Genomic DNA, 22,459 nt, shown 5'->3' on the forward strand with positions numbered 1-22,459 from the left:
AGGGGCGGGGGGCAGGGAGGTCCTTCGTCAGCTGAAACGGGACCCGTGCCGCTCCTCCACGGCGGCCAGCAGCTGCTTGACCCGCTCGGCGTCGGCCACCGGGCAGACCATCGTGACGTCGGCGGTGTGGACGACGACGCTGTCGCGCACCCCGACGAGGGCGACCAGGTGCTCGGGGTCGTCGCTGAAGACGATGTTGCCGGCGCCGTCGAGGGTCACGGCCAGGCCGCGCACCGCGTTGCCCCCCACCGTCTCCAGGGTGGCGGCCAGCGCGGGCCAGGAGCCGACGTCGAGCCAGTCGACGTCCAGGTCGGCCACCAGCACCCGCCCGGGCTCGGTGGCCGCGGGCTCGAGGACGGCGTAGTCGACGCTGATCTTCGGCAGCGTGGGGAACACCTCGGCCAGGACGGCGTCGCGCGCGGGCCCGGCCGGGGCGGCGACGACGCGGGCGAGCCCGTCGGCGGTCTCGGGCAGGTGCTCGGCCAGGGCGTCGAGGACGGTGCGCGCCCGCCAGACGAACATGCCCGAGTTCCACAGGTACTGCCCCGAGGCCAGGTACTCCTCGGCGGTGGCCCGGTCGGGCTTCTCCCGGAACGCCGCGGCCTCGGCGACCCCGGGGACCTCGGTGGCCGCGCCCCGCTGGACGTACCCGAACCCGGTGGCCGGCGCGGTGGGCCGGATGCCGAGGGTGACCAGCGCGCGGGGCCGGGCCGCCAGGGCGTCGTAGGCGGTCGCCAGCGCCGCGGCGAACCGCTCGACCGGCCGGATGACGTGGTCGGCGCTGACCACGGCGAGCTCGGCGTCCGGGTCGACGTCGGCGACCAGCGCCGCGGCCAGCCCGACGGCGTTGGCGGTGTCGCGGGCGACCGGCTCGAGCACCAGCCGGTCCGGGCGCAGCCGCGGGAGGGCGGCGCGCACCTGGTCGCCGTAGCGGGCGGCGGTGCACACCCAGATCTGCTCGGCGGGGAGCACCGCCTCCAACCGGCCGAAGGCCTCGGCCAGCAGGCTGTGCGCCGACCCGTCGTCGTCCGCGACGACGTCGAGCAGCTGCTTGGGCCGGCCCCCGCGGGACAGCGGCCACAGCCGGGTCCCCGAGCCGCCGGCCATGACCATCGCGTGCCTCACGAGCGGTCCTCCCGGCCGGGCAGCTGCGGCGGGTCGAGCCGGCGGACGAAGGTCGCGCCGCTGGCGATCCGGCCGTTGACGTGGGAGAGCAGCAGCCGGGCCGACAGGCCGGCCCGCAACAGCAGCCGCAGCGGCGCGTACCGCGCGCCCGGGTACTGGCGGGACAGGTAGCGCAGCGCGCTCTCGTGGTGCACCCGCAGCATCCGGCCGGGCTCGCGCCGGGTGCTGTGCCCGCCCTCGTGGACGACGACGGCGGAGGGCGCGTAGACGTGCAGCCACCCCCGACGGCCCATCCGCTCGGCGAGGTCGACGTCCTCGAAGTACATGAAGTAGCCGGGGTCGAAGCCCCCCACCGACCAGAACGCCTCGAGGTCCACGAGCAGGCACGACCCGGACAGCCAGCCCGCGGGCCGCTCCGTCGGCGCCTCCCGCTCGCGGCGGTAGCTCGCCGTCCAGGGGTTGCCGGGCCACACCCAGCCGAGCAGCGCGTGCCCGGCCCCGGTCGACAGCCGCGGCAGGTCCCGGGCCGACGGGTAGAGGTCGCCGGCCGGGGTGAGGATCGCCGGGCCGACCGTGCCGGCCCGCGGCCAGCGGGCGGCGACCGCCAGCAGCTCGTCGATCGCCCCGGGGGCGAAGCGGACGTCGGGGTTGGCCACGATCGCGTGGCCCGCGGGGAGGTCGGCGAGGGCCGCGTTCACCGCCGCGCCGTAACCGACGTTCCCCCCGGTGCGCAGCAGCCGCACGCCCGGGTGGTCCGCCACCGCCCGCTCGGGCGCGCCGTCAGTGGAGCCGTTGTCGGCGAGCACCACGTCGACCGGGCGCGTCGTCGCCTGCGCCAGCGAACCGATGAAGCCCTCGAGGGCCGCTCCGGGCGAGTAGGTGACCGCCACGACCCGCAACGGCGGTCCTCCCGGAGATGCGCTCACGTGTGCCGACCCTAGCGGGGTCCTCCCAGGCGCCGCCGGGACAGGACGGGGGGTCGGGGCCGCCGCTAGGGTCGGCACACCCACAGGAGGAGCTCAGGTCCCGTGCCGATGCCCGACGCCGCGGTCGACGCACCGCGCCCCGCTGTCCGGAGGGCGGGCTCCGGCCGCGAGCGGCTCGCCGTACCCGCGCTCGCGGCGGTGCTGGCCGCGCTGTGCTTCCTGGTGGTCCACCGCAGCCTGATCGACGACAGCTACATCACCCTGTCCTACGCCCGGAACCTGGCCGAGGACCTGCACTGGGGGCTGACCCCGTCCCGGACGGCGAACAGCGCCACCTCACCGCTCAACGTGCTGGTGCTGGGGCTGGCCACGGTGGTGGTGCGCGACGCGGTGTGGGCGCTGGGCGTGGTGTTCGTGCTGCTCAACGCGCTGCAGGCGGCCGGCCTGCTGCGGCTGGCCCGCCGCCTGGACCTGCCCTGGGCGACCGCCCCGGTGGCGCACGCCCTGCTGCTGTTCTCCCCGCTGGCGCTGTCGGCCGTCGGCATGGAGATGACCCTCGGGGTGACGCTGCTGGTCTGGGCGGTCGTCGCCACCCTGGAGCACCGTGCCGTGGCCTTCGGTGTGCTCACCGCGGCGCTGACGCTCACCCGGATGGACCTGCTGGTCTTCGCGGTGCTGCTCTGGCTGACCGACCGGCACCTGCGGCGGCGCACGGTGCCCGTCGTCCTGGCCGCGGTGGTCGCCGCCGCGCCCTGGTACCTGTTCAGTTGGCTGGCCCTGGGCGCGCTGGTCCCCGACACCCTGGTGATCAAGACCTCCTCGAGCTACTCGTGGGGACCCTGGACCTTCCTCAACGGCCCGCTGCTCTACCTGGGCCCGTTCCCCGCCGCCGTGCTGCTCTCCGCCGTCCCGGTGGTGGTCGGGCTGGTCGCCCTGCTCGCCTGGCCGCTGCCCGCGGTGCGGCGGTGGGCCGGCCGACCGGGCCTCGGCCGGGTCGTCGCCCTCGGCGTCGGCGGGGTGGCCCACTACGTGGCCTACTCGCTGCTCGCTCCCCCGCCCTACCACTGGTACTACGCGCCGTCGGTGGGCGCGCTGACCGTCGTCGCCGCGGTCGCCGGCGGCGTGGTGGCCGCGCGCGCGACGGCAGCCCGCCGGTGGCTCCCGGCGCTCCTCCCCGGCGCCGCGGCCGCGCTGCTCGTGGCCACGGAAGTGGCCTTCCTGCTGCAACGGGGCCTGCCGTGGACGACGGTCCCGATCACCACCAACTGGGCCACGCCCGCGCAGTACGAGGAGATCGGGCGGGACCTCGCCACCCGGGTGGACGACCAGGTGATCCGCAGTCCCGGGGAGATCGGCACGATCGCCTACTACTGCCGCTGCGACGTCGTCGACCCGTTCTCCGACCGGGGCACCCTGCTGCCGCAGATCGACCAGCGCGAGGCCGAGGCGGGCTCCCTCATGCGGACCCTGCTCGAGCTCAACTTCACCAACCTGGACCGCTCCGTGCCCGCGGCCCGGCCCGAACTCGCGATGGGTTGGATCGCCGGCCCGGACGCCGACGGGGACTGGCCGTCCACGTCGGCGTGGATGGGGCCGGGCGCCTTCGTCCTGTACACGCCCTGACGACGCGCAGGTGACCAGCGCGCGACGCCGCGCTGGCCGTCGGTCACGCCCGTGGCAGCCGTCCCGCAGGGCACAGGGATCGCCGTTCCCGAGATGGCTCACCGAGCGTGTCCAGGTACCGTCGACTCCTGTGACCTCAGCGAGACCTGACCTCGTCGTCGTCGGCTCCGGATTCTTCGGCCTGACGGTCGCCGAGCGGGTGGCCAGCCAGCTGGACAAGAAGGTGCTGGTGCTCGACCGGCGCGACCACATCGGCGGGAACGCCTACTCGGCGCCCGAGCCCGAGACCGGCATCGAGGTGCACGTCTACGGCGCCCACCTGTTCCACACCTCGAACGAGCGCGTGTGGCAGTACGTGAACCAGTTCACCGAGTTCACGAACTACCAGCACCGGGTGTTCAGCATCTACGACGGCAAGACGTACTCGCTGCCGATCAACCTGGCCACGATCTGCCAGTACTTCGGCCGCAGCTTCTCCCCCGACGAGGCCCGGTCGCTGGTCGCCGAGCAGTCCGGCGAGATCGACACCGCCGAGGCGGCCAACCTCGAGGAGAAGGCGATCTCCCTGATCGGCCGCCCCCTCTACGAGGCGTTCATCCGCGGGTACACCAAGAAGCAGTGGCAGACCGACCCGACCGAGCTCCCGGCCGCGGTCATCGCCCGCCTCCCGGTCCGGTACACGTTCGACAACCGGTACTTCAACGACACCTACGAGGGCCTGCCGAAGGACGGCTACACCGCCTGGCTGACGCGGATGGCCGACCACCCGAACATCGAGGTGCGGCTGTCCACCGACTACTTCGACGTCCGCGACGACCTGCCCGCCGACGTCCCCACGGTGTTCACCGGCCCCATCGACAAGTACTTCGGCTACGAGGCCGGTGAGCTCGGCTGGCGCACGCTGGACTTCGAGACCGAGGTCCTGCCGATCGGCGACTTCCAGGGGACGTCGGTGATGAACTACGCCGACGAGGACGTGCCCTTCACCCGGATCCACGAGTTCCGGCACTTCCACCCCGAGCGGGACTACCCCGCGGACAAGACCGTCGTCGTCCGCGAGTACTCCCGGTTCGCCCAGACCGGCGACGAGCCGTACTACCCGATCAACACCCCCGAGGACCGGGCGAAGCTGGACCGCTACCGCGAGCTGGCCAAGAAGGAGGCCGCGGAGAAGCGGGTCCTCTTCGGCGGCCGGCTGGGTACGTACAAGTACCTGGACATGCACATGGCCATCGGCTCGGCGCTGACCATGTTCGACAACCGCATCCGCCCGTTCTTCGACCAGGGCGGCTCGCTCGACGGCCGCCTGGAGGACTGATCGACCTCATGACGACGACCGACACCACCCCAGCGGCCGACGCGCCGGTCTCCCCCGAGGTGGTCACCGAGCCGCGCGAGGAGGAGCTCACGCCCGGCAAGGCGGTGCAGCTGGTCCAGCGGGTGCTCATGCCGCGGCCGGCCGACCAGCTCAAGGTCCGCAGCCTCTACCTCGACGAGACCAACTCCGGCCGGGCCAAGGCCCGCGACCGCTTCACCGCGGAGCTCGGCGCCGGCTGGGAGACCTCGTTCGCCACCTACTTCAACGCCTTCCCGGCCAGCTACTGGCGCCGCTGGAGCGTGCTCGAGTCGATCGTGCTGCGGGTGACCGTGTCGGGCACCTGCCGGATCGACGTCTACCGCTCCAAGGCCGACGGCGAGTCGATGCACGTCACGGGGGCGATCCACGAGGGCGCCCAGGAGCGGACGCTGGAGTTCGAGCTCGACCTCGCGCCGTTCATCGACGGCGGGTGGTACTGGTTCGACGTCACCACCGACGAGCCGACGACGGTCCGCGACGCCGGCTGGTACGCCCCGCAGCCGCCGGCGGAGCAGCCGCGCCTGTCGGTCGGCATCTGCACGTACAACCGCCCGGTGGACGCGGTCGCCGCGCTGGAGGCGCTGGTCGAGGACGAGGTCGTGCGCGACCTGCTGCACCTGGCCGTCGTCGCCGACCAGGGCAACCAGCACGTGAAGGACGCCGTCCGGTACCCGGTCGTGGCCGAGGCCCTCGGCGACCGGCTGCGGATCGTCGAGCAGCCCAACCTCGGCGGCAGCGGTGGGTTCGCCCGCACGATGCACGAGGCGTTCACCGCCAGCGACGCCACCCACCACGTGCTGCTCGACGACGACATCCAGCTCGAGCCCGACAGCCTGCTGCGGGCGCGCGCCTTCGCGTCCTACGCCAAGGACCCGGTGCTCGTGGGCGGGCAGATGCTGGCCCTGCAGGACCGCTCGGTGCTGCACACCATGGGCGAGATCGTCGACCGGTCGAACTTCTTCTGGCGCAACGCCCCGAACACCGAGTACTTCCACGACTTCGGCGAGCGGACGCTGCGCGAGTCGCCGGACCTGCACCGGCGCATCGACGTCGACTACAACGGCTGGTGGATGTGCCTCATCCCGCGGACCGTCTTCGAGAAGGTCGGCATGCCACTGCCGGTCTTCATCAAGTGGGACGACGCCGAGTACGGCCTGCGCTCCTTCGCCGCCGGCTTCCCGACCGTCTCGCTGCCGGGTGCGGCCATCTGGCACCTGTCGTGGGGCGACAAGGACGACGCCAGCGACTGGCAGGCCTACTTCCACATCCGCAACCGGCTGATCGCGGCCGCGCTGCACTCGCCGCACAAGCACGGCGGCACGATGTTCCGCGACATGCTCAAGCACGACCTGCGGTTCCTCATGACGCTGCAGTACTCGACCGTCGAGCTGCACCAGATGGCCTACCGCGACTTCCTGGCCGGCGCCGACGGGCTCTTCGAGGGCATGCCCGGCTCCGTCGTCCGGGCGCGGGAGAAGCGCGCCACGCACTCGGACGGCCGGGTGCTCAAGTCCTCCGGTGACCTGCCGCTGCCGTCGATGAGCGCCGCCGAGGCGATCCGCTTCCGGAAGATCCCGGTCAACCCGATCTCGATCGGCTCGACCCTGGTCAAGGCCATCGCGCACAACGCGACCCCGGTCGACCCGGTCAACCGGGAGGTCCCCCAGCTCAACCTGTCCTTCCAGGACGCCCGCTGGTTCCTGCTCTCCCGGCTCGACAGCGCCACCGTGGGCACCGCCGACGGCCGCGGCGTCACCTTCCGCCAGCGCGACCCGAAGGCCTTCCGCCGGCTGTTCGCCCAGTCGGTGCGGCTGCTGCGGCAGATGTCGGCGGAGTTCCCCGAGCTGCAGCGCCGCTACCGCGAGGCCGCCGGCCGGCTCACCTCGGTCGACGGCTGGTCGGAGGCCTTCGAGTCCTGGGGCTCCACCCGGGTCTGAGCCCGTCGCACGCGAGCCCCGGACGGCGGTGCCGTCCGGGGCTCGCGTCGTCCCGGGACCCGGTACGACCGCCGGTCCCCGCGGGGACCGTCGGGGCACGAGCGTCGGTCCCCGCGGGACCGACGGGACTCAGCTGCGGGTGAAGCGCTCGCGGCGGCCGGCGCGGGTCAGCCGCAGCCACTCCCGCCAGCCGGCCGGGTCCCGCCGGGACACCAGGAAGAACCAGCTGAACCGGACCAGCTCCAGGGGCAGCAGCCAGCGCATCCCCGGCTGGGCCATCAGGTAGCCGCGGTTGCGGTAGGTGAAGAACCGCTTGACCTCGTTCGCCGGGTACTGCGCCGACAGCCGGCCGCCGAGGATGGGCTCGAACTCCGTCGTCCCCTCGGGGTGCACGTAGGCCGCGGCGGTGCAGGTGCCGAACGGCAGCCCGGCGCGCAGCAGCCGGCGGTGGATCTCGGTCTCGTCGCCGCGGAAGAACAGCCGGTAGTCCGGGACACCGACCACGTCGAGGGCCGCTGCCCGGAACAGCGCGCCGTTGAACAGCGAGGCGTAGCGCGGCAGCAGGTCCACGCCGGCGAAGTCGCTGCGCCGCCGGCGCCAGCGCAGACCCCGCCGCAGCGGGAAGGCCAGCCGGTCGGGGTCGGCCAGGTCGGTGACCAGGGGCGAGACCTCGGCCAGCCCGTGCCGACGGGCGGCGTCCAGGAGGGTGGCCAGGACCTCGTCGTCGGCGGGCCGGCCGTCGTCGTCGGCGCACCACACCCAGTCCGCGCCGAGGGCGAGCGCGTGCAGCATGCCCAGGGCGAAGCCCCCGGCCCCACCGAGGTTGCGCGCGCTGGGCAGGTAGGTCGACGACAGGCCGCACCGGCCGACGACGTCCCCGACCGGCTGGTCCGGGCCGTTGTCGACGACCACCAGGTGGTCGACCGGCCGGGACTGGGCGGCCAGCGCCGCCAGGCTCTGCTGCAGCTGCTCGCGGCGGTGCCGGGTGACGACGACGGCGACGACCCGCTCGCCGTCCACGGGGGCCGGCAGGCTCACGCGGGCAGGCCCTTGTAGGCCCGCAGCACGTCCTCGAGCTCGCCCTGCTGGCGGATCCGGCCGTGCTCCATCCAGATCGCGGTGTCGCACAGCTCCCGGAGGAACTCGTCGGAGTGCGAGGCGAACACGAGCATGCCGGAGCGCTCGACGAGGTCGGACAGCCGCTTCTTGGACTTCTCCAGGAAGGCCGCGTCGACGGCGCCGATGCCCTCGTCCAGCAGCAGGATCTCCGGGTCGATGCTGGTGACGACCCCGAGGGCCAGCCGGATCCGCATGCCGGTCGAGTAGGTCCGCAGCGGCATGCGGAGGAAGTCGCCGAGCTCGGTGAACTCGGCGATGTCGTCGACCCGGTCCTCCATCTGCTTGCGGGTCATCCCGAGGAACAGGCCCCGGACGATGATGTTCTCCAGCCCCGAGATCTCCGGGTCCATGCCGACGCCCAGGTCGAACACCGGGGCCACCCGGCCGCGGACCTCCGCGAAGCCGCGCGTCGGCTCGTAGATGCCCGACAGCAGCCGCAGCAGCGTCGACTTGCCCGCGCCGTTGTGCCCGACGAGGCCGACACGGGCGCCGTGGTCGAGGGTGAGCGTGATGTCCCGCAGGGCCTCGATGACCGGCACCTTGGTCTCGGTGGTGATGTTGCCGCCCACCAGTCCCATGACGGTCTTCTTCAGCGAGCGGCTCTTGGCGTCGAAGATCGGGAAGTCGACGCAGGCGTCCTTCGTGGTGATGTTGACCAGGGGTCTGTCCTCCGACACGGTCACACCCAGTAGGGCACGCGCGCCCGGTAGCGGCGCAGGGCGAACAGGGTGAGCGCCCAGCCGACGACGGTGAGGACGAGGACCACGATCCAGTGCCGGACGTGTTGCTCGTGGCCCAGCATCGGCTGGCGGATGATCTCGATGTAGTGGAGCAGCGGGTTGAACTCCACGAGGCGGGCCCGCTCGGCGATCGCCTGGTTCGGGCTGTTCACCAGGTCCTCGTAGATCCACACGATGGGCGTGAGGAAGAAGAGCAGCTGCACCAAGCTCTGGATGATCGGCGTGAGGTCGCGGAACCGCGTGGTGACGATGCCGAACAGCAGGGCCACCCAGGCGCCGTTGAGCATGAGCAGCGCGAACGCGGGGATCGCGGTCAGGCTCATCCAGCTCAGCGCCTGCGGGAACACCAGCAGCATGACCGCGTAGACGACCAGGTTGTGGCCGAAGAACAGCGTCTGGCGCCAGATCAGCCGGTACACGTGCACCGAGAGCGGCGCCGGCAGGTGCTTGATCAGCCCCTCGTTGGCGATGAAGACGTCGGAGCCCTCGGTGATGCAGCCGCTGATGAACGCCCAGACGATGAAGCCGACGAGGATGTAGGGCAGCTGCACCGACAGCTCGTTGCCGAACAGGCCGGCGTAGAGGACGCCGAGGGCCACCGCGGTGACCGCCATGCTGATGCTGATCCAGATCGGCCCGAGGACCGACCGGCGGTAGCGCTGGCGGATGTCCTGCCAGCCGAGGTGTCCCCACAGGGATCGCTGGCGCCATCCGCCGGCGAGGTCCTCAGCCGCTCTGCGCCAGCTGCGGACGCCGGGCGCAGCCGTCGCAGTCATGCTCTCCACGCTACCTGCGCGCGAGGGCGCCGATGCCGCGGTCTGCGGCACCGGCGCCCTCCCGTGACAGCCGGGTCAACTGGTGCTGACGGTGGCCTGTCCGTCCTCGTCCACGGTGATCGACCCGTGCTCGAAGTCGGTGCGCGACCCGCCGGTGACCGGGCGGGCGTCCGAGATCGGGTAGCCCAGCGGGCCCTTCTCCCAGCCGGTGTCGGCCCACGCCTGGCGGACCGCCAGGGACAGCGCGTGCGCCCCGAACGCCTGGGTGGCGTAGATCGACCCACCCTGGAAGTGCGCGTACTCGGCCACCCCGTCCGGCGTGGTCCGCACGTCACTGGTCGGGTAGCCCAGCTCGCCCTTCTCCCAGCGCTGCGCCTTCCACACGTCGCGCACCGCACCGCGCACCACGTGCGCCCCGGTCGTCTTCGACCAGTAGATCGACCCGCCCTGGAAGTGCACGTACGCACCCAGCCCGTCCGGCGTCGCCCGCTGGCTGGAGATCGGATAGCCCAGCGGCCCGTTCTCCCAGCCCGAGGCGCCCCACGCATCGCGGATGGCCGTGCCCAGCCACTGCGCCCCGGTGGCCCGGGTCGAGTAGATCGACCCGCCCTGGAAGTGCGCGTACTGCGCGACCCCGTCCGGCGTGCTCCGGACGTCACTGGTGGGGTAGCCCAGCACGCCCTTCTCCCAGCGCTGGGCCTGCCAGGCGTCGCGCACCGGACCGAACACCGCGTGCGCCCCGGTCGCCTTCGACCAGTAGATCGACCCGCCCTGGAAGTGCACGTAGGCGCCCTTGCCGTCCGGCGTGGACCGCTGACTCGACGTCGGGTAGCCCAGCCGGCCGCCCTCCCAGCCGGTGGCACCCCACGCGTCGCGGATCGCCGTGCCCAGCCAGCGACCCCCGGTCGCCCTGGTCCAGTAGATCGACCCACCCTGGAAGTGCGCGTACTGCCCCACCCCGTCCGGCGTCACCCCGACGCCGGACACCGGGAAGCCCAGCGGCCCCTTCTCCCAGCGCGTCGCCTGCCACGCATCACGCACCGGACCGAACACCGCGTGCGCCCCGCTGGCCTGCGACCAGTAGATCGACCCGCCCTGGAAGTGCACGTAGGCGCCCTTGCCGTCCGGCGTGGACCGCTGGTCGGACGTCGGGTAGCCCAGCCGGCCGCCCTCCCAGCCCGCCACGCCCCACGCGTCCCGGATCGCCGCACCCAGCCAGTGCGTCCCCAGTCCCTGGACCGAGTACACCGAGCCGTGCTCGAAGTGCGCGTACCGGGCCTTGCCGTCGGGGGTGGTGCCGATCTCGGACACCGGGTAGCCCAGCGGCCCCCACTCCCAGCCGGTCGCCGCCCACTCGTCGTAGACGGCGCCGCTCACGGCGTGCACGCCCGTCGCGGGCGAGTAGTACAGGGAGCCCTTCGCGTAGTGCTGGAAGCACCCTCCACCCGCCAGCCCGCACGTGACGTCGCTGGTCGGGGCACCGAGCGCTCCCCCGGCGCCGCCGCGTCGCGCGTACTCGTCGGCGACGATCCGGCTGCCGATGTGGGTCGAGCCGAACCAGTCGGTGTAGCGCAGCCAGAAGTTGCGGTTGCCGTAGGCCGAGCACGAGTCGCCGGTCCCGGAGCCCGCCGCGAGCGCCGCGGCGTTGGGCTGGTAGGGCGTGTAGATGTAGAGCCCGGCGGTGGCCTGGTTGCGGATGTAGACCGGCGACGAGCCGCAGGCCGTGTTCGGGTTGTACAGGATGTTGACGGTCTTGCCCGCCTGGTACTGGTACCGCGTCCGGTTGGCCGCGTAGTACTGGAACCGCTGGGCAGCGCTGTACACCTGGTCGTAGAAGCCGGCGTAGGCCGGGTTGCAGTCGGCGGTGTCCGGGCAGCCGAACCCGGTGGCCTGGGCGTACCGCCTCGGGGTCAGGCCCGACCCGCTCGCGGTGACGAGCCCCTGCTCCTTCTGCAGCAGCACCAGGAGCACCTTCTGGCTGATGCCGCAGGCCCGGCCCACCTTGGCGATGATCGTGGCCGCCGTCTCGTTCGTCGCTCCGGTGTAGGTGCCGTCGCAGTACCCGTCGGCCTGGTGGGTGTAGGTGTTCTGCCGGTAGTCCTGCAGGCACGGGGTCTTGTCCGCTGCCGGGACGCAGTTGGGGTTCTTCTGCTCGAGGAAGGTCTGCACCTGGCCCGCGGTCATCGCCGAGCCGGCGAAGAACAGCTCGTCGTCGATGATGTGCCCGGCGACGAACTGACGGGTGTCCGCGGCCTGCGCGGGAGCCGACGGGGTGCTGCCGACGACGGGGACGAGCACGGCCAGGACGGCGGACACCGCCACCAGGCCGGCGAGCAGCGCGGGCCGGAGGCGCCGGCCCGTCACGGGACGACCACGTCCAGCGGGTCGGAGGTCCCCGGAGTGCCACGGAGCGGCGTGTACTGCAGCGTCGCCGTCCAGGTGCCCGACGACAGCCGGTCCCCGTCGATCGCCAGGCCGCTGCAGACGGTGGTGGTGGCGTCGGCGAACCCGTCGACGCCGGTGGTGACCGTGGTGGCCCCCGAGGTCAGCGTGAGGGTGCACTCGCCGCCGTCCTCGATCACCGACCCGACCTGACCGGCGGCCTGGACGGTGCCGGACGCCGCGTCCCACTCGGCGAAGGCCAGGGCCACGGTGGCGGCCGGGGCGGCCGGCGCCGCCGTCGTCTGCGGGGCCGGCGTGCTGGCTGGATTGTCGGCCGGAGCGGTGGCGGACGGCGACGCGGCGCCGTCCCCGACCGGGGACGGAGCGGGCGTCGTGGCGTCCATCTCCGGCTCGCCGGCCACGGTCGTGGCTCCGGCGCTCCCGTCCGGAGCCGCTGCGTCGGCAGTGCTGTCCGAGCCGCACCCCGTGAGGAGGAGGGCGGAGGCGGCCAGGAGGGCGCCGAGCCCTCGGGAGCAGACGTGCAGGGAGGAGGTCGTCATCGTGTCAGTCACCTTCGGAGTCGTGCCGTGCGGTGGCACTGCGGTTGCGTCGGTGCGAGGGCGCTGTCAGGAGGAGTAGGTGACAGTCCCCGTGGTCGCACCAGTACGCACAGTGATGTATCCGCCCTGGAAGTCGGTGCGCGACCCGCCGGTGACCGGGTAGGCGTCCGACGTGGGATAGCCCAGCCGGCCCTTCTCCCAGCCGGTGTCGGCCCAGGCCTGGCGGACCGCCAGGGACAGCGCGTGCGCCCCGAACGCCTGGGTGGCGTAGATCGACCCGCCCTGGAAGTGCGCGTACTCGGCCACCCCGTCCGGCGTGGTCCGCACGTCACTGGTCGGGTAGCCCAGCTCGCCCTTCTCCCAGCGCTGCGCCTTCCACACGTCGCGCACCGCACCGCGCACCACGTGTGCCCCGGTCGCCTTCGACCAGTAGATCGACCCGCCCTGGAAGTGGACGTAGGCACCGAGCCCGTCCGGCGTCGCCCGCTGGCTCGACGTCGGGTACCCCAGCGGCCCGTACTCCCAGCCGCTGGCCTCCCACGCGTCCCGGATCGCCGTGCCCAGCCACTGCGCCCCCGTGTCCGGCGTCCAGTAGATCGACCCGCCCTGGAAGTGCACGAACTGCCCCACACCACCGGCGGTCGACCCCACGTCGGTGGTCGGGAACCCCAGCGGCCCGGTCTCCCAGCCGGTGGCCTTCCACGCATCGCGCACCGGACCGAACACCGCATGCGCCCCGGTGGCCTTCGACCAGTAGATCGACCCGCCCTGGAAGTGCACGTAGGCGCCCTTGCCGTCGGGCGTGGACCGCTGACTCGACGTCGGGTAGCCCAGCCGGCCGCCCTCCCAGCCGGTGGCGCCCCACGCGTCGCGGATCGCCGTGCCCAGCCAGCGACCCCCGGTCGCCCTGGTCCAGTAGATCGACCCACCCTGGAAGTGCGCGTACTGCCCCACCCCGTCCGGCGTCACCCCGACGCCGGACACCGGGAAGCCCAACGGCCCCTTCTCCCAGCGCGTCGCCTGCCACGCATCACGCACCGGACCGAACACCGCGTGCGCCCCGCTGGCCTGCGACCAGTAGATCGACCCGCCCTGGAAGTGCACGTAGGCGCCCTTGCCGTCCGGCGTGGACCGCTGGTCGGACGTCGGATAGCCCAGCCGGCCGCCCTCCCAGCCCGCCACGCCCCACGCGTCCCGGATCGCCGCACCCAGCCAGCGCGTGCCGCCCGTCCGCGAGGAGTAGATGGACCCGCGCTCGAAGTGCGCGTACGTGGCCTGCCCGTCCGGCGTCGTGCCGACGTCGGACACCGGGTAGCCCAGCGGGCTGCGCTCCCAGTCGAGGGCGGCCCACTTGCTGTAGATCGAACCGCGCAGGACGCGGGCCCCGGTCGCGTGGGTCGCGTAGATGGAGCCGTGCTCGTAGTGCGCGTAGGCGCCCATGCCGTCCGGCGTCCGGGTGGGCGGCGTGACGACGTCGCCGAGCATGGCGCGCAGCGCCGCGTCGCCGTCGTAGCGCTGCCGCACGAGCGGGACGGCCGAGCTGAGCTTGGCGGTCACCTGGTCCCGGATCTCACCGAGGCGGGCGTAGCCGGCGTTGCCGGGGCACGTGGTGTTCCCGACGTCCCGGTGCCCGAAGATCGTCGGCAGCGTGACGGAAACGCCCCTGGCGTACTTGGCCGTGCCACCGCCCCCGGAGACCAGCGTGGTCGTGCCCCGCGGATTGACGCCGTAGAGGGAGAACTTCCAGGCGATGATCGCCGCCACGGAGTCGACCACGGCCTGCGGCGGGTTCAGCGACTCGTAGGTGCCCATCATCGAGACGCCGAAGGTCCCGGTGTTGAAGCCGCCGGCGTGGGCGCCGACGACGGTCCTGGACAACCCTCCGGCGCGGCCCTCCCAGCGGCGGCCGAACTTGTCGACCAGCACGTTGTAGCCGATGTCGCCCCAGCCGCGCTGGACCGCGTGGTACTCGTAGATCCCGCGGAGGATCGACGGCACCTGGTCGGCGGTGTAGGCGTTGCTCCCGGCCGTGTGGTGCAGCGTGGCGGCCTTGAGGGTCGGTGCGTACTCCGGGCCCCAGGTCATCTTGCGCTCGTCGGCGCCCCACTGGGCCCGCGAGTACACGTCGGGCATGGCCAGGGCCGCGTCCGCGGTGTCCTGGATGTCGGGCGTGCCGAGGTTGGCGTCGGCCGCGCTGTCCCCCGGGTCGACCAGGTCCAGCTGGACGTCGGTCGGCGCGGCACCCGAGCGGGTGACCAGCTCGGCCTCCACGCCGGTACTGGGCCCGGTCCACAGCGGGGCGGTGCCACCGCGGACGGCGGCGGGCGCGTCGGCCCCGGGGTCCTGGTCGGCGTCCTCGGTACCGACCTCGGTCCACTCCCCCCAGGCGCCGGCGTCGTCCTGCACCCGGACCTTGACCACCGTGTCGGTCACCGCGGGGTCGAAGGCCCAGGTGACCCCGACCAGGGAGAACTCGGGGACGTCGGTCTTGGTGACGGTCAGCGTCGGCGTGGTCTCCGCGACGCCGGTCACCGGCTCGGAGGTGCCGTCCTGGACGTCGGCGGCCGGGGCCGGGTCCTCGACCGACCCCATCGCCACCTCTTCCGTGGAGGTGGGCACCGGCTCGGCCTCGGGGCCCGGCGACGCGTAGACCGGCAGCACGAGGACGGTGCCGGTGAGGGCGACGACGGCGAGGGATCCGGTCAGGAGGCGGCGCACGAGGAGTAGTCCTCCAGGGTTCCGTGGTCCGGCCGCCACGGAGGCCACCGGCTGTCCCCTAGAGGATCGACGTAGCGGTGAGTGACCATGAGCCTCCGACACGCAGTCGTGCCGGATCGGCTCCCCCACCACTCACAGGCGTCACACGACCCACGCCCGTGGCGGACCGGTCGGTCACCCGGCCGGCGAGCCCGCCGGGGTGACGTCGAAGGTGCGCATCGCCCGGTGGAGGGCGTCCCGCCACGGCCGCATCGGGGGCAGGCCGGCCGCCCGCCACGCGCTGTCGTCCAGGACCGACCAGGCCGGCCGCGGCGCCGGCCGAGGGAAGGCCTCGGTGGTGGTCGGCAGCACGCGGGCGGGGTCGGCGCCGAGCTCCTCGAACACCGCCCGGGCCAGGCCGTGCCAGGAGGTGTGCCCGGCGTTGGTGCAGTGCAGCAGCGGGGGCAGCGGCTCCTCCCGCGCGCCGGCCGCCACGAGCGCGGCGGCGAGGTCGGCCGACCAGGTGGGCGAGCCGACCTGGTCGTCGACGACGCTGACGGTGTCCCGCTCCCGCTCCAGCCGCATCATCGTCTTCACGAAGTTGGTGCCGTGCCGGCCGTAGACCCAGGCGGTGCGCACCACGGTGGCATCCCCGCCGGCCGCGGCCACCGCCCGCTCGCCGGCCGCCTTGGACCGCCCGTAGGCGCTGCGCGGGGCGACCGGGGCGTCGACCGGGTAGGGCGTGGTGGCCGTCCCGGCGAAGACGTAGTCGGTGGAGACGTGCACCAGCCGTCCCCGCCCGGCCAGCTCCTCGGCCAGCCAGCCCGGCGCGTCCCCGTTGACGACGGTGGCGGCGGCCTCGTCGTCCTCGGCCGCGTCGACCGCGGTGTAGGCGGCGGCGTTGACCACCACGGCGCGCTGCCCGCGCGTCCGGGCCCCGGCCAGCCAGGTCGAGACGGCGGCCCGCAGCTGCCGCTCGTCGGTGAGGTCCACCTCGTGCCGGCCGGCCGCCGTGACCGCGTCCCCGGGCCGCCCGGCCAGGACCGCGAGCAGCTCCCGGCCGAGCTGTCCGTGCGCGCCGGTGACCAGCCAGGCGGTGCTCATGCCCGGGCGGTCGCGGCGGCGGCCTTCAGCGGTTCCCACCACGCCCGGTTGTCCCGGTACCACTGCACGGTCAGGGCCAGGCCGTCCTCGAAGGACATCCGCGGGGCGTAGCCCAGCGCCGCGGTCTTGGAGTAGTCCACCGAGTAGCGCAGGTCGTGGCCGCCGCCGCGGGGGTCGACGATGTTCTCCACGTAGCTCCAGTCGCGGCCGGTGGCCGCCAGCAGCTGCTCGGTGAGCTCGCGGTTGGACAGCTCCCGGCCGCCGCCGATGTTGTAGAACTCCCCGGCCCGGCCCTTCTCCAGCACCAACTGGATGCCGCGGCAGTGGTCGTCGACGAACAGCCAGTCGCGGACGTTGGCGCCCTCGCCGTAGAGCGGCACCTTCTCCCCGTCGAGCAGGTTGGTGACGAACAGCGGGATGACCTTCTCCGGAAAGTGGTAGGGGCCGTAGTTGTTGCTGCACCGGGTGATCGAGATGTCCAGGCCGTAGGTCTTCGCGTAGGCGCGGGCGATCAGGTCGCCGCCGGCCTTGGCCGCCGAGTACGGCGAGTTGGGCTCCAGCAGGTGGTCCTCGGTCCAGGACCCCTCGTCGATCGAGCCGTACACCTCGTCGGTGGAGACGTGCACGACCCGGCCGACGCCGTGCCGCAGCGCCGCCTCGAAGACCTGCTGGGCGCCGAGCACGTTGGTCAGCACGAACTGCGAGGCACCGGAGATGGAGCGGTCCACGTGCGACTCGGCGGCGAAGTTCACCACGACGTCGTGCCCGGGCAGGGCGGCGTCGAGGTCGGCGGCGCTGCAGATGTCCCCCCGCACGAACCGGTAGCGCGGGCTGTCGGCCACCGGCGCCAGGTTGGCCGGGTTGCCGGCGTAGGTCAGCGCGTCGAAGACGGTCACCTCGGCGTCCTCGAAGCCGGGGTACCCACCGGTCAGCAGGGTCCGGACGTAGTGGGAACCGATGAAGCCGGCTCCCCCCGTCACGAGGATGCGCATGCCCGGGCCCTTCTGGAGTGTGACAACTGCGGTCGGTGAGCACGGTAGTGGCGCAGGCGGCGGACCGTCCGTGTCGGACGGGGTCGTCTCACCCCTTTGGTGGCTAGCATCGCTCGCGCCGCCGCCCGTCGAGAGGCGTGGACGCCGCAGGACGCGGACGCACCGCCCGGGGAGCCCGGCGCGCCCCAACGGACACCAGTGAGGACGCCGTGACGAGGAAGCACGACAAGCAGGCCGGGACCGACGGCCGCCCGCTGCCGCCGCGGCTGGACCCCCGTGCCGGTCGCACCTCGCGGAAGGCGGCCGAGCGCCCGGAGGCCGGTTCGGCGCCGGAGGGCACCCCGCGCCGCGGCCGGCGTGCCGCCGTGTTCACCCGCGTCGTCGTCGGCCTGCTCTCGGTCGCGCTGCTTGGCGGCAGCGGCTGGGGCTGGTACCTGGGTCAGGTCGCCGAGGCCAGCGTCACCCGGACCGACGTGATCGCCTCGACCGGCGACGACGGCGGGTCGGAGCTCAACCTGCTCCTGGTGGGGAGCGACAGCCGCGAGAGCCTGACCCCCGAGCAGGAGAACGAGTTCCACACCGGTGGCTCCAGCGGGCTCAACACCGACACGATGATCCTGGTCCACCTGCCGGCCGACGGCTCCAAGGCCTCCTTCGTCTCGTTCCCGCGCGACTCCTACGTGGCCATCCCCGGCCACGGCAACGACAAGCTCAACGCCGCGTTCGCCTACGGCTACGGCGACGCCCCGGCCGACGCCGACGAGGCGACGAAGCGCGCCTCCGGCGCCCGGCTGCTGGTGCAGACGGTCAACCAGCTCACCGGCCTGCAGATCGACCACTACGCCGAGGTCGACCTGCTCGGCTTCTTCAACCTCAGCACCGTCGTCGGCGGCGTCGAGGTCAACCTCTGCGCCCCCGTGAACGACACCAAGTACTCCGGCGCGGTGTTCCCCGCCGGTGTCCAGACCATCAGCGGCGCCGACGCCCTCAAGTTCGTCCGCCAGCGCCACGGCCTGCCGCGGGGCGACTTCGACCGCATCGTCCGCCAGCAGGTCTTCATCGCCGGCGTCGTCCGCAAGATCCTCTCCGAGGACACCCTGTTCGACCTGGGCAAGCAGCGCCAGCTGGTGGAGGCGGCCTCGCAGTCGCTCACCGTGGACCAGGACCTCGACCTGTTCCAGCTCGCCGAGCAGATGCAGTCGGTGGACCTGGGCAGCGTCGACTTCCAGACCGTCCCCTACGTCGGTGACGACAAGGACGAGCAGGGCCGATACATCCTCCGCCTGGAGGACGTCGACACGCTCCACCGGTTCTTCGCCGACCTGTCGGCCGAGCCGCAGGAGGAGGCCGAGCAGCCCGCCGAGGAGGAGCCGGCCGAGGAGACCGCCGCTCCCGCCGACGTCGCCGTCACCGTCTACAACGGCTCGGGGACCGCGGGGCTGGCCGCCGAGACCGCGGCCGGTCTGCAGGCGGCGGGCTTCACCGTCGCCGGCACCGGCAACGCCGACTCCACCGACTACACCCGGACCGAGATCCGCTACGCCGAGGGCGACGAGGCCCGGGCCCGGGCCCTGGCGGCGGTCGTCGAGGGCGCGAAGCTGACCAAGGCCGACGACGCCACGGTGGGCACCGTGCAGCTGGTGCTCGGGTCGGACTTCAACGGGGTCGGCCAGGCGGTCACCGAGCAGCCGGCCGCGGCCGACGAGCCGGCCACGGAGGGCAAGGACGCCCGCACCGCGGCCGACACGACCTGCATCAACTGAGAAAGGGCCCTGCAGGGGGCCGGGACCACGCCGCGGGGGCGGGGAGGGCGAGTGCCTTCCCCGCCCCCGCGGCGTCTCAGAGGGGCAACCGGCGGAAGACCGGGCGTGGCAGGTGCCGCACCACCGCCATGACCAGCCGCATCAGGCCGGGCACCCAGACGGTGTGCCGCCCGCGCCGGACACCGGCCACGATCGCCTCGGCCACCGCCTCGGGGGTCGTGGCCAGCGGCGCGGCGGGCAGGCCCGCGGTCATCTTCGAGCGGACGAACCCGGGCCGCACGACCAGGACCGACACCCCGCTGCCGGCCAGGTCGTCGCCCAGCCCGGAGTAGAACGCGTCCATGCCGGCCTTCGCCGAGCCGTAGACGAAGTTGGCCTTCCGCGCCCGCTCGCCGGCCACCGAGGAGAGCGCCACGAGCACCCCGTGGCCCTGCTGCCGCATCCGCTCGGCCAGCGCGGTGCCGACCACGACCGGGGCCACGTAGTCGACCTGCGCCAGCTCCCCCACCGCGGCCGGGTCGACCCGCAGCCGGGCGTGGTCCCCGAGCACGCCGAAGGCCACGACCGCGACGTCGACGTCCCCACCGGCGGCGGCCTGCTCCACCACCCGCTGCGGCGCGGCGGGGTCGGCGGCGTCGAAGTCCACGACCTCCACCGTGGCCCCCGCGGCCTGCAGCTCGTCGGCGACCGCGGCCCGGCGCGGGGTGTCCCGGGCGGCCAGGACGACGCGCAGCGGCCGCTCGGCCAGGTACCGGCGGGCGGTGGCGACCGCGATGTCGGAGGTGCCGCCGACCAGCAGCAGGGAGCCCACCGAACCCAGGGCGTCGATCACAGGCACAGCCTCCTGGCGAGGTCCGAGGTGAACACGTGCGTGGGGTCGACGCGCTCGCGGACGGCGCGGAACCGGTCGAGCTCGGGGTACATGCGGGGCAGGTGCGCGGGCCGCAGCCGGGCGTCCTTGGCCAGGTACACGCGCCCGCCCGCGCCGACCACCAGCTCGTCGAGCTCGTCGAGCAGCCGGGCCAGCCCGGGCAGGACCGGGATGTCCAGCGCCAGGGTCCAGCCCGGCATGGGGAAGGACAGCAGGCCCGGGCTGCTCGGCCCCATGCGCTTGAGCACCGCGAGGAAGGACGGCGTCCGGGTGGCGCTGGTGCGGACCAGCGCCCGGCGCACCGTCTCCTCCTCGCCGAACGGGACGACGAACTGGTACTGGACGAACCCGCGCGGCCCGTACACCCGGTTCCAGGCGCCGACACCGTCCAGCGGGTGGAAGAAGGTCGGGATGGCCTGCAGCTCGTCGCGCCGGCGGCGCGGCGCCCGGCGGTACCAGACCTCGTTGAAGGCGGCCACCGTGGCGGGGTTGAGCAGCCCGGGCGGGAAGAGGTCCGGGGCCTGCAGCCGCACCGCGCCCGAGTAGCGCAGCGGGTCGGCGCGCCGGCGCGGCGGGAGCTCGTCGCGGCGGGCGAACCGGCCGCGGGTCAGCACCGCGCGCCCCAGCCGGGCTCCCCGGGCCACGCAGTCGATCCAGGCCACCGAGTGCTCGTAGTGGGCGTCGGTCGCGGTGAGCAGGTCCAGGAGGGCGTCGAGGTCCGGCGCCCGGTCGGTGTCGACCAGCAGGGAGGCGGTCTCGACCGGCGTCATCCGCAGCCGCACCCGCAGGATCACGCCGGTCAGCCCCATGCCGCCGGCGGTCGCCCAGAACAGCTCCGGGTCCTGGTCGGGGCCCACGCGGCGCACCTGCCCGTCGGCGGTGAGCAGGTCCAGCCAGTCGACGTAGCGGGCGAAGCTGCCGGCCCGGTGGTGGTTCTTCCCGTGCACGTCGGCGGCGACCGCCCCGCCGACGGTGACGTACCGGGTGCCCGGGGTGACCGGGACGAACAGGCCGAGGGGGACGAACAGCCGCATCAGCCGGTCCAGCGATATCCCCGCCTCGACGGTGACCGCGCCCTGCTCGAGGTCGACGTCGAGCACCCGGTCCAGCCCGGTCAGGTCGAGCACGTGCCCGCCGGCGTTCTGCGCGGCGTCCCCGTAGCTGCGGGCCAGCCCGCGGGCGACCACCCCGCGGGGTCCACGGCCGCAGAGCGCGGCCGCGGCGTCGTCCGCCGTCCGCACCGGCGCGAGGGTGGCGACGGTGGGCGCGGTGCGCCCCCAGCCGGTCAGCCGCCGCCGGACGGCGCCGTCCGCTGCCCCGCTCACGCCGCCCTCCACCGGGCCGCGCCCCGCCGCACGCCGGCGGCGACCCCGCGGCCGACGAGCACCCCGGCGACGACGTCGCTGGGCCAGTGCACGCCGAGCAGCACGCGGGAGACGCCCATCGCGGCCAGGACGGCGGTCATCGGGACCCGGCCGACCAGCGGCCCGTAGCCGTAGGCCGCGGCCGCGGTGGAGGCCGCGTGCGCGCTGGGGAACGACAGCCGGCTGGGCGTCGCGACCAGCGCGGGGACGGCGTCGAGCACCGGCCTGCCCCGCCGGACCGCCCGCTTGACCAGCACCGCGGCGGCGTGGGCGGCCAGCACGCCCACCGCGGCGGTGCCCCACTCGGCGCGCCGCCGGCCGCGCAGCCAGCCCGCCGCACCGAGCAGCAGCCAGCCGGCGGCGTGCTCGCCGAGGTGCGAGAGGCCCCGGGCCAGCGGCACCGCGGGGGTGTCGCCCAGCCACCGGCGGACGGAACCGAGCAGCTCCGCCTCCGCGCGGTGCAGGCGCGCAGCTCCCCTCGCGTCCATGTGACCCGACCCTAGGTGCAGCGCGGCCGGTGCACCGGGTCAGCCCCGCGCGACCTCGCGAACGGTGCCCCGCAGGGACTCCCCGATGAGGGCCGCGGCGCGCGGGTTGGGGTGCAGCCCGTCGTCGCTCATGCCGGGCGCGAAGCGGTCGCCCTCCCGCACCAGGACCATCGGGTCGGCGAAGGTCCAGCCCTGGGCGGCCGCCAGCTCGGCGAGGACGCGGTTGGTCTCGACCGCCATCGCCGGCACCGCGTCGCGCGGCGGCACGGCGGAGAGCACCACCCGCGGGACCCCCGTCCGCGCGACGAGGGCGCGCAGGTCCGCGGCAGTCTGCTCGCCGGGGATGCCCGCCGTCGGGTCGTTGGTGCCGGCCATGACGACGAGGACGTCGGCGTCCACGTGCGTCGCGGCGGCCAGCATGTCGGCGGTGGTGGCCCCGCCGCGCGCCCAGCCCCCGGCGAAGGTGACCTCGTCGGCGACCGTGGCGGCCAGCCAGGACCCCGGCCCGAGCACACCGGCGGGCACGTCCCCGTCGGCCTGGGTGATCGAGTCGCCCACGGCGGCCAGCCGGATCGGCGCGGCGACCTCGGGGGTCACGGGCGCGGGGGGATCGGTCGTCCCCGCCGCCGCGTGCG

At 73.8% G+C, this 22,459-nt stretch carries 18 protein-coding genes; 4 read left to right on the top strand and 14 right to left on the bottom strand.

Annotated elements, in window-relative coordinates:
• Window positions 1-27 precede the first annotated feature (27 nt).
• A complete protein-coding gene (locus ACI789_RS14970; RefSeq protein WP_457010174.1) occupies window positions 28-1,125 on the bottom strand; it encodes a mannose-1-phosphate guanylyltransferase in 1,098 nt (365 codons plus the stop codon).
• Window positions 1,122-2,051, bottom strand: coding sequence for a glycosyltransferase family 2 protein (locus ACI789_RS14975; protein ID WP_457010175.1), 930 nt, complete (start codon window positions 2,049-2,051; stop codon window positions 1,122-1,124). Before ACI789_RS14975 ends, ACI789_RS14970 begins: the two co-directional genes overlap by 4 nt.
• 102 nt (window positions 2,052-2,153) lie before the next feature.
• Between ACI789_RS14975 and ACI789_RS14980 the strand changes: the two genes are divergently transcribed.
• The 3 genes from ACI789_RS14980 (at window position 2,154) to ACI789_RS14990 (ending at window position 6,968) form a co-directional block, all read left to right on the top strand.
• On the top strand, window positions 2,154-3,674 hold the full coding sequence (locus ACI789_RS14980; protein ID WP_457010176.1) for a hypothetical protein: 1,521 nt from the start codon (window positions 2,154-2,156) through the stop codon (window positions 3,672-3,674).
• 130 nt (window positions 3,675-3,804) lie between these two features.
• Window positions 3,805-4,992 carry a UDP-galactopyranose mutase gene (gene glf, locus ACI789_RS14985; RefSeq protein ID WP_456918597.1) on the top strand — a complete coding sequence of 396 codons (1,188 nt, stop codon included), beginning with the start codon at window positions 3,805-3,807 and terminating at the stop codon, window positions 4,990-4,992.
• A gap of 8 nt (window positions 4,993-5,000) precedes the next feature.
• Entirely contained in the window at window positions 5,001-6,968 is a 1,968-nt protein-coding gene (locus ACI789_RS14990; RefSeq protein WP_457010177.1) for a glycosyltransferase, read from the top strand.
• A gap of 129 nt (window positions 6,969-7,097) precedes the next feature.
• Here the strand turns inward: ACI789_RS14990 and glfT1 are convergent, their stop codons facing one another.
• The 8 genes from glfT1 to rfbB all read right to left on the bottom strand — a co-directional run bounded on the left by glfT1 (window position 7,098) and on the right by rfbB (window position 17,338).
• Window positions 7,098-8,006, bottom strand: a complete 909-nt coding sequence (gene glfT1 / locus ACI789_RS14995; protein ID WP_457010178.1) for a galactofuranosyltransferase GlfT1 — start codon at window positions 8,004-8,006, stop codon at window positions 7,098-7,100.
• Window positions 8,003-8,764: a galactan export ABC transporter ATP-binding subunit Wzt/RfbE gene (gene wzt, locus ACI789_RS15000; protein ID WP_457010179.1), complete on the bottom strand. Its 762-nt coding sequence runs from the start codon at window positions 8,762-8,764 to the stop codon at window positions 8,003-8,005. The genes glfT1 and wzt overlap by 4 nt, the downstream gene beginning before the upstream one ends.
• Before the next feature lie 2 nt (window positions 8,765-8,766).
• Window positions 8,767-9,603, bottom strand: a complete 837-nt coding sequence (wzm, locus tag ACI789_RS15005) for a galactan export ABC transporter permease subunit Wzm/RfbD (RefSeq protein ID WP_457010180.1) — start codon at window positions 9,601-9,603, stop codon at window positions 8,767-8,769.
• Between the two features lie 75 nt (window positions 9,604-9,678).
• Complete coding sequence (locus ACI789_RS15010) at window positions 9,679-11,967, bottom strand: LGFP repeat-containing protein (RefSeq protein WP_457010181.1); 2,289 nt, start codon at window positions 11,965-11,967, stop codon at window positions 9,679-9,681.
• Entirely contained in the window at window positions 11,964-12,407 is a 444-nt protein-coding gene (locus ACI789_RS15015; protein ID WP_457010182.1) for a hypothetical protein, read from the bottom strand. The genes ACI789_RS15010 and ACI789_RS15015 overlap by 4 nt, the downstream gene beginning before the upstream one ends.
• 204 nt (window positions 12,408-12,611) lie before the next feature.
• Window positions 12,612-15,263 carry an N-acetylmuramoyl-L-alanine amidase gene (locus ACI789_RS15020; protein WP_457010183.1) on the bottom strand — a complete coding sequence of 884 codons (2,652 nt, stop codon included), beginning with the start codon at window positions 15,261-15,263 and terminating at the stop codon, window positions 12,612-12,614.
• A 174-nt stretch (window positions 15,264-15,437) separates the two neighbouring features.
• Window positions 15,438-16,346: a dTDP-4-dehydrorhamnose reductase gene (gene rfbD, locus ACI789_RS15025; RefSeq protein WP_457010184.1), complete on the bottom strand. Its 909-nt coding sequence runs from the start codon at window positions 16,344-16,346 to the stop codon at window positions 15,438-15,440.
• Complete coding sequence (gene rfbB, locus ACI789_RS15030; RefSeq protein ID WP_457010185.1) at window positions 16,343-17,338, bottom strand: dTDP-glucose 4,6-dehydratase; 996 nt, start codon at window positions 17,336-17,338, stop codon at window positions 16,343-16,345. Before rfbB ends, rfbD begins: the two co-directional genes overlap by 4 nt.
• Before the next feature lie 209 nt (window positions 17,339-17,547).
• On the opposite strand from rfbB, the gene ACI789_RS15035 reads away from it, so the two are divergent.
• Complete coding sequence (locus tag ACI789_RS15035; RefSeq protein WP_457010186.1) at window positions 17,548-19,101, top strand: LCP family protein; 1,554 nt, start codon at window positions 17,548-17,550, stop codon at window positions 19,099-19,101.
• 76 nt (window positions 19,102-19,177) lie between these two features.
• Here ACI789_RS15035 and ACI789_RS15040 read toward each other — a convergent pair whose 3' ends face one another.
• Genes ACI789_RS15040 through ACI789_RS15055 form a run of 4 tightly spaced genes read right to left on the bottom strand, consistent with a single transcriptional unit; the run spans window position 19,178 to window position 22,421 of the window.
• Window positions 19,178-19,933, bottom strand: coding sequence for a decaprenylphospho-beta-D-erythro-pentofuranosid-2-ulose 2-reductase (locus ACI789_RS15040; protein WP_457010187.1), 756 nt, complete (start codon window positions 19,931-19,933; stop codon window positions 19,178-19,180).
• On the bottom strand, window positions 19,930-21,297 hold the full coding sequence (locus ACI789_RS15045) for an FAD-binding protein (RefSeq protein ID WP_457010188.1): 1,368 nt from the start codon (window positions 21,295-21,297) through the stop codon (window positions 19,930-19,932). Before ACI789_RS15045 ends, ACI789_RS15040 begins: the two co-directional genes overlap by 4 nt.
• Window positions 21,294-21,824 carry a phosphatase PAP2 family protein gene (locus tag ACI789_RS15050; protein WP_457010189.1) on the bottom strand — a complete coding sequence of 177 codons (531 nt, stop codon included), beginning with the start codon at window positions 21,822-21,824 and terminating at the stop codon, window positions 21,294-21,296. The genes ACI789_RS15045 and ACI789_RS15050 overlap by 4 nt, the downstream gene beginning before the upstream one ends.
• Before the next feature lie 39 nt (window positions 21,825-21,863).
• Window positions 21,864-22,421: an SGNH/GDSL hydrolase family protein gene (locus tag ACI789_RS15055; protein ID WP_457010190.1), complete on the bottom strand. Its 558-nt coding sequence runs from the start codon at window positions 22,419-22,421 to the stop codon at window positions 21,864-21,866.
• Window positions 22,422-22,459: the final 38 nt, after the last annotated feature.

The sequence above is a fragment of the Geodermatophilus sp. SYSU D00965 genome (assembly GCF_054050075.1).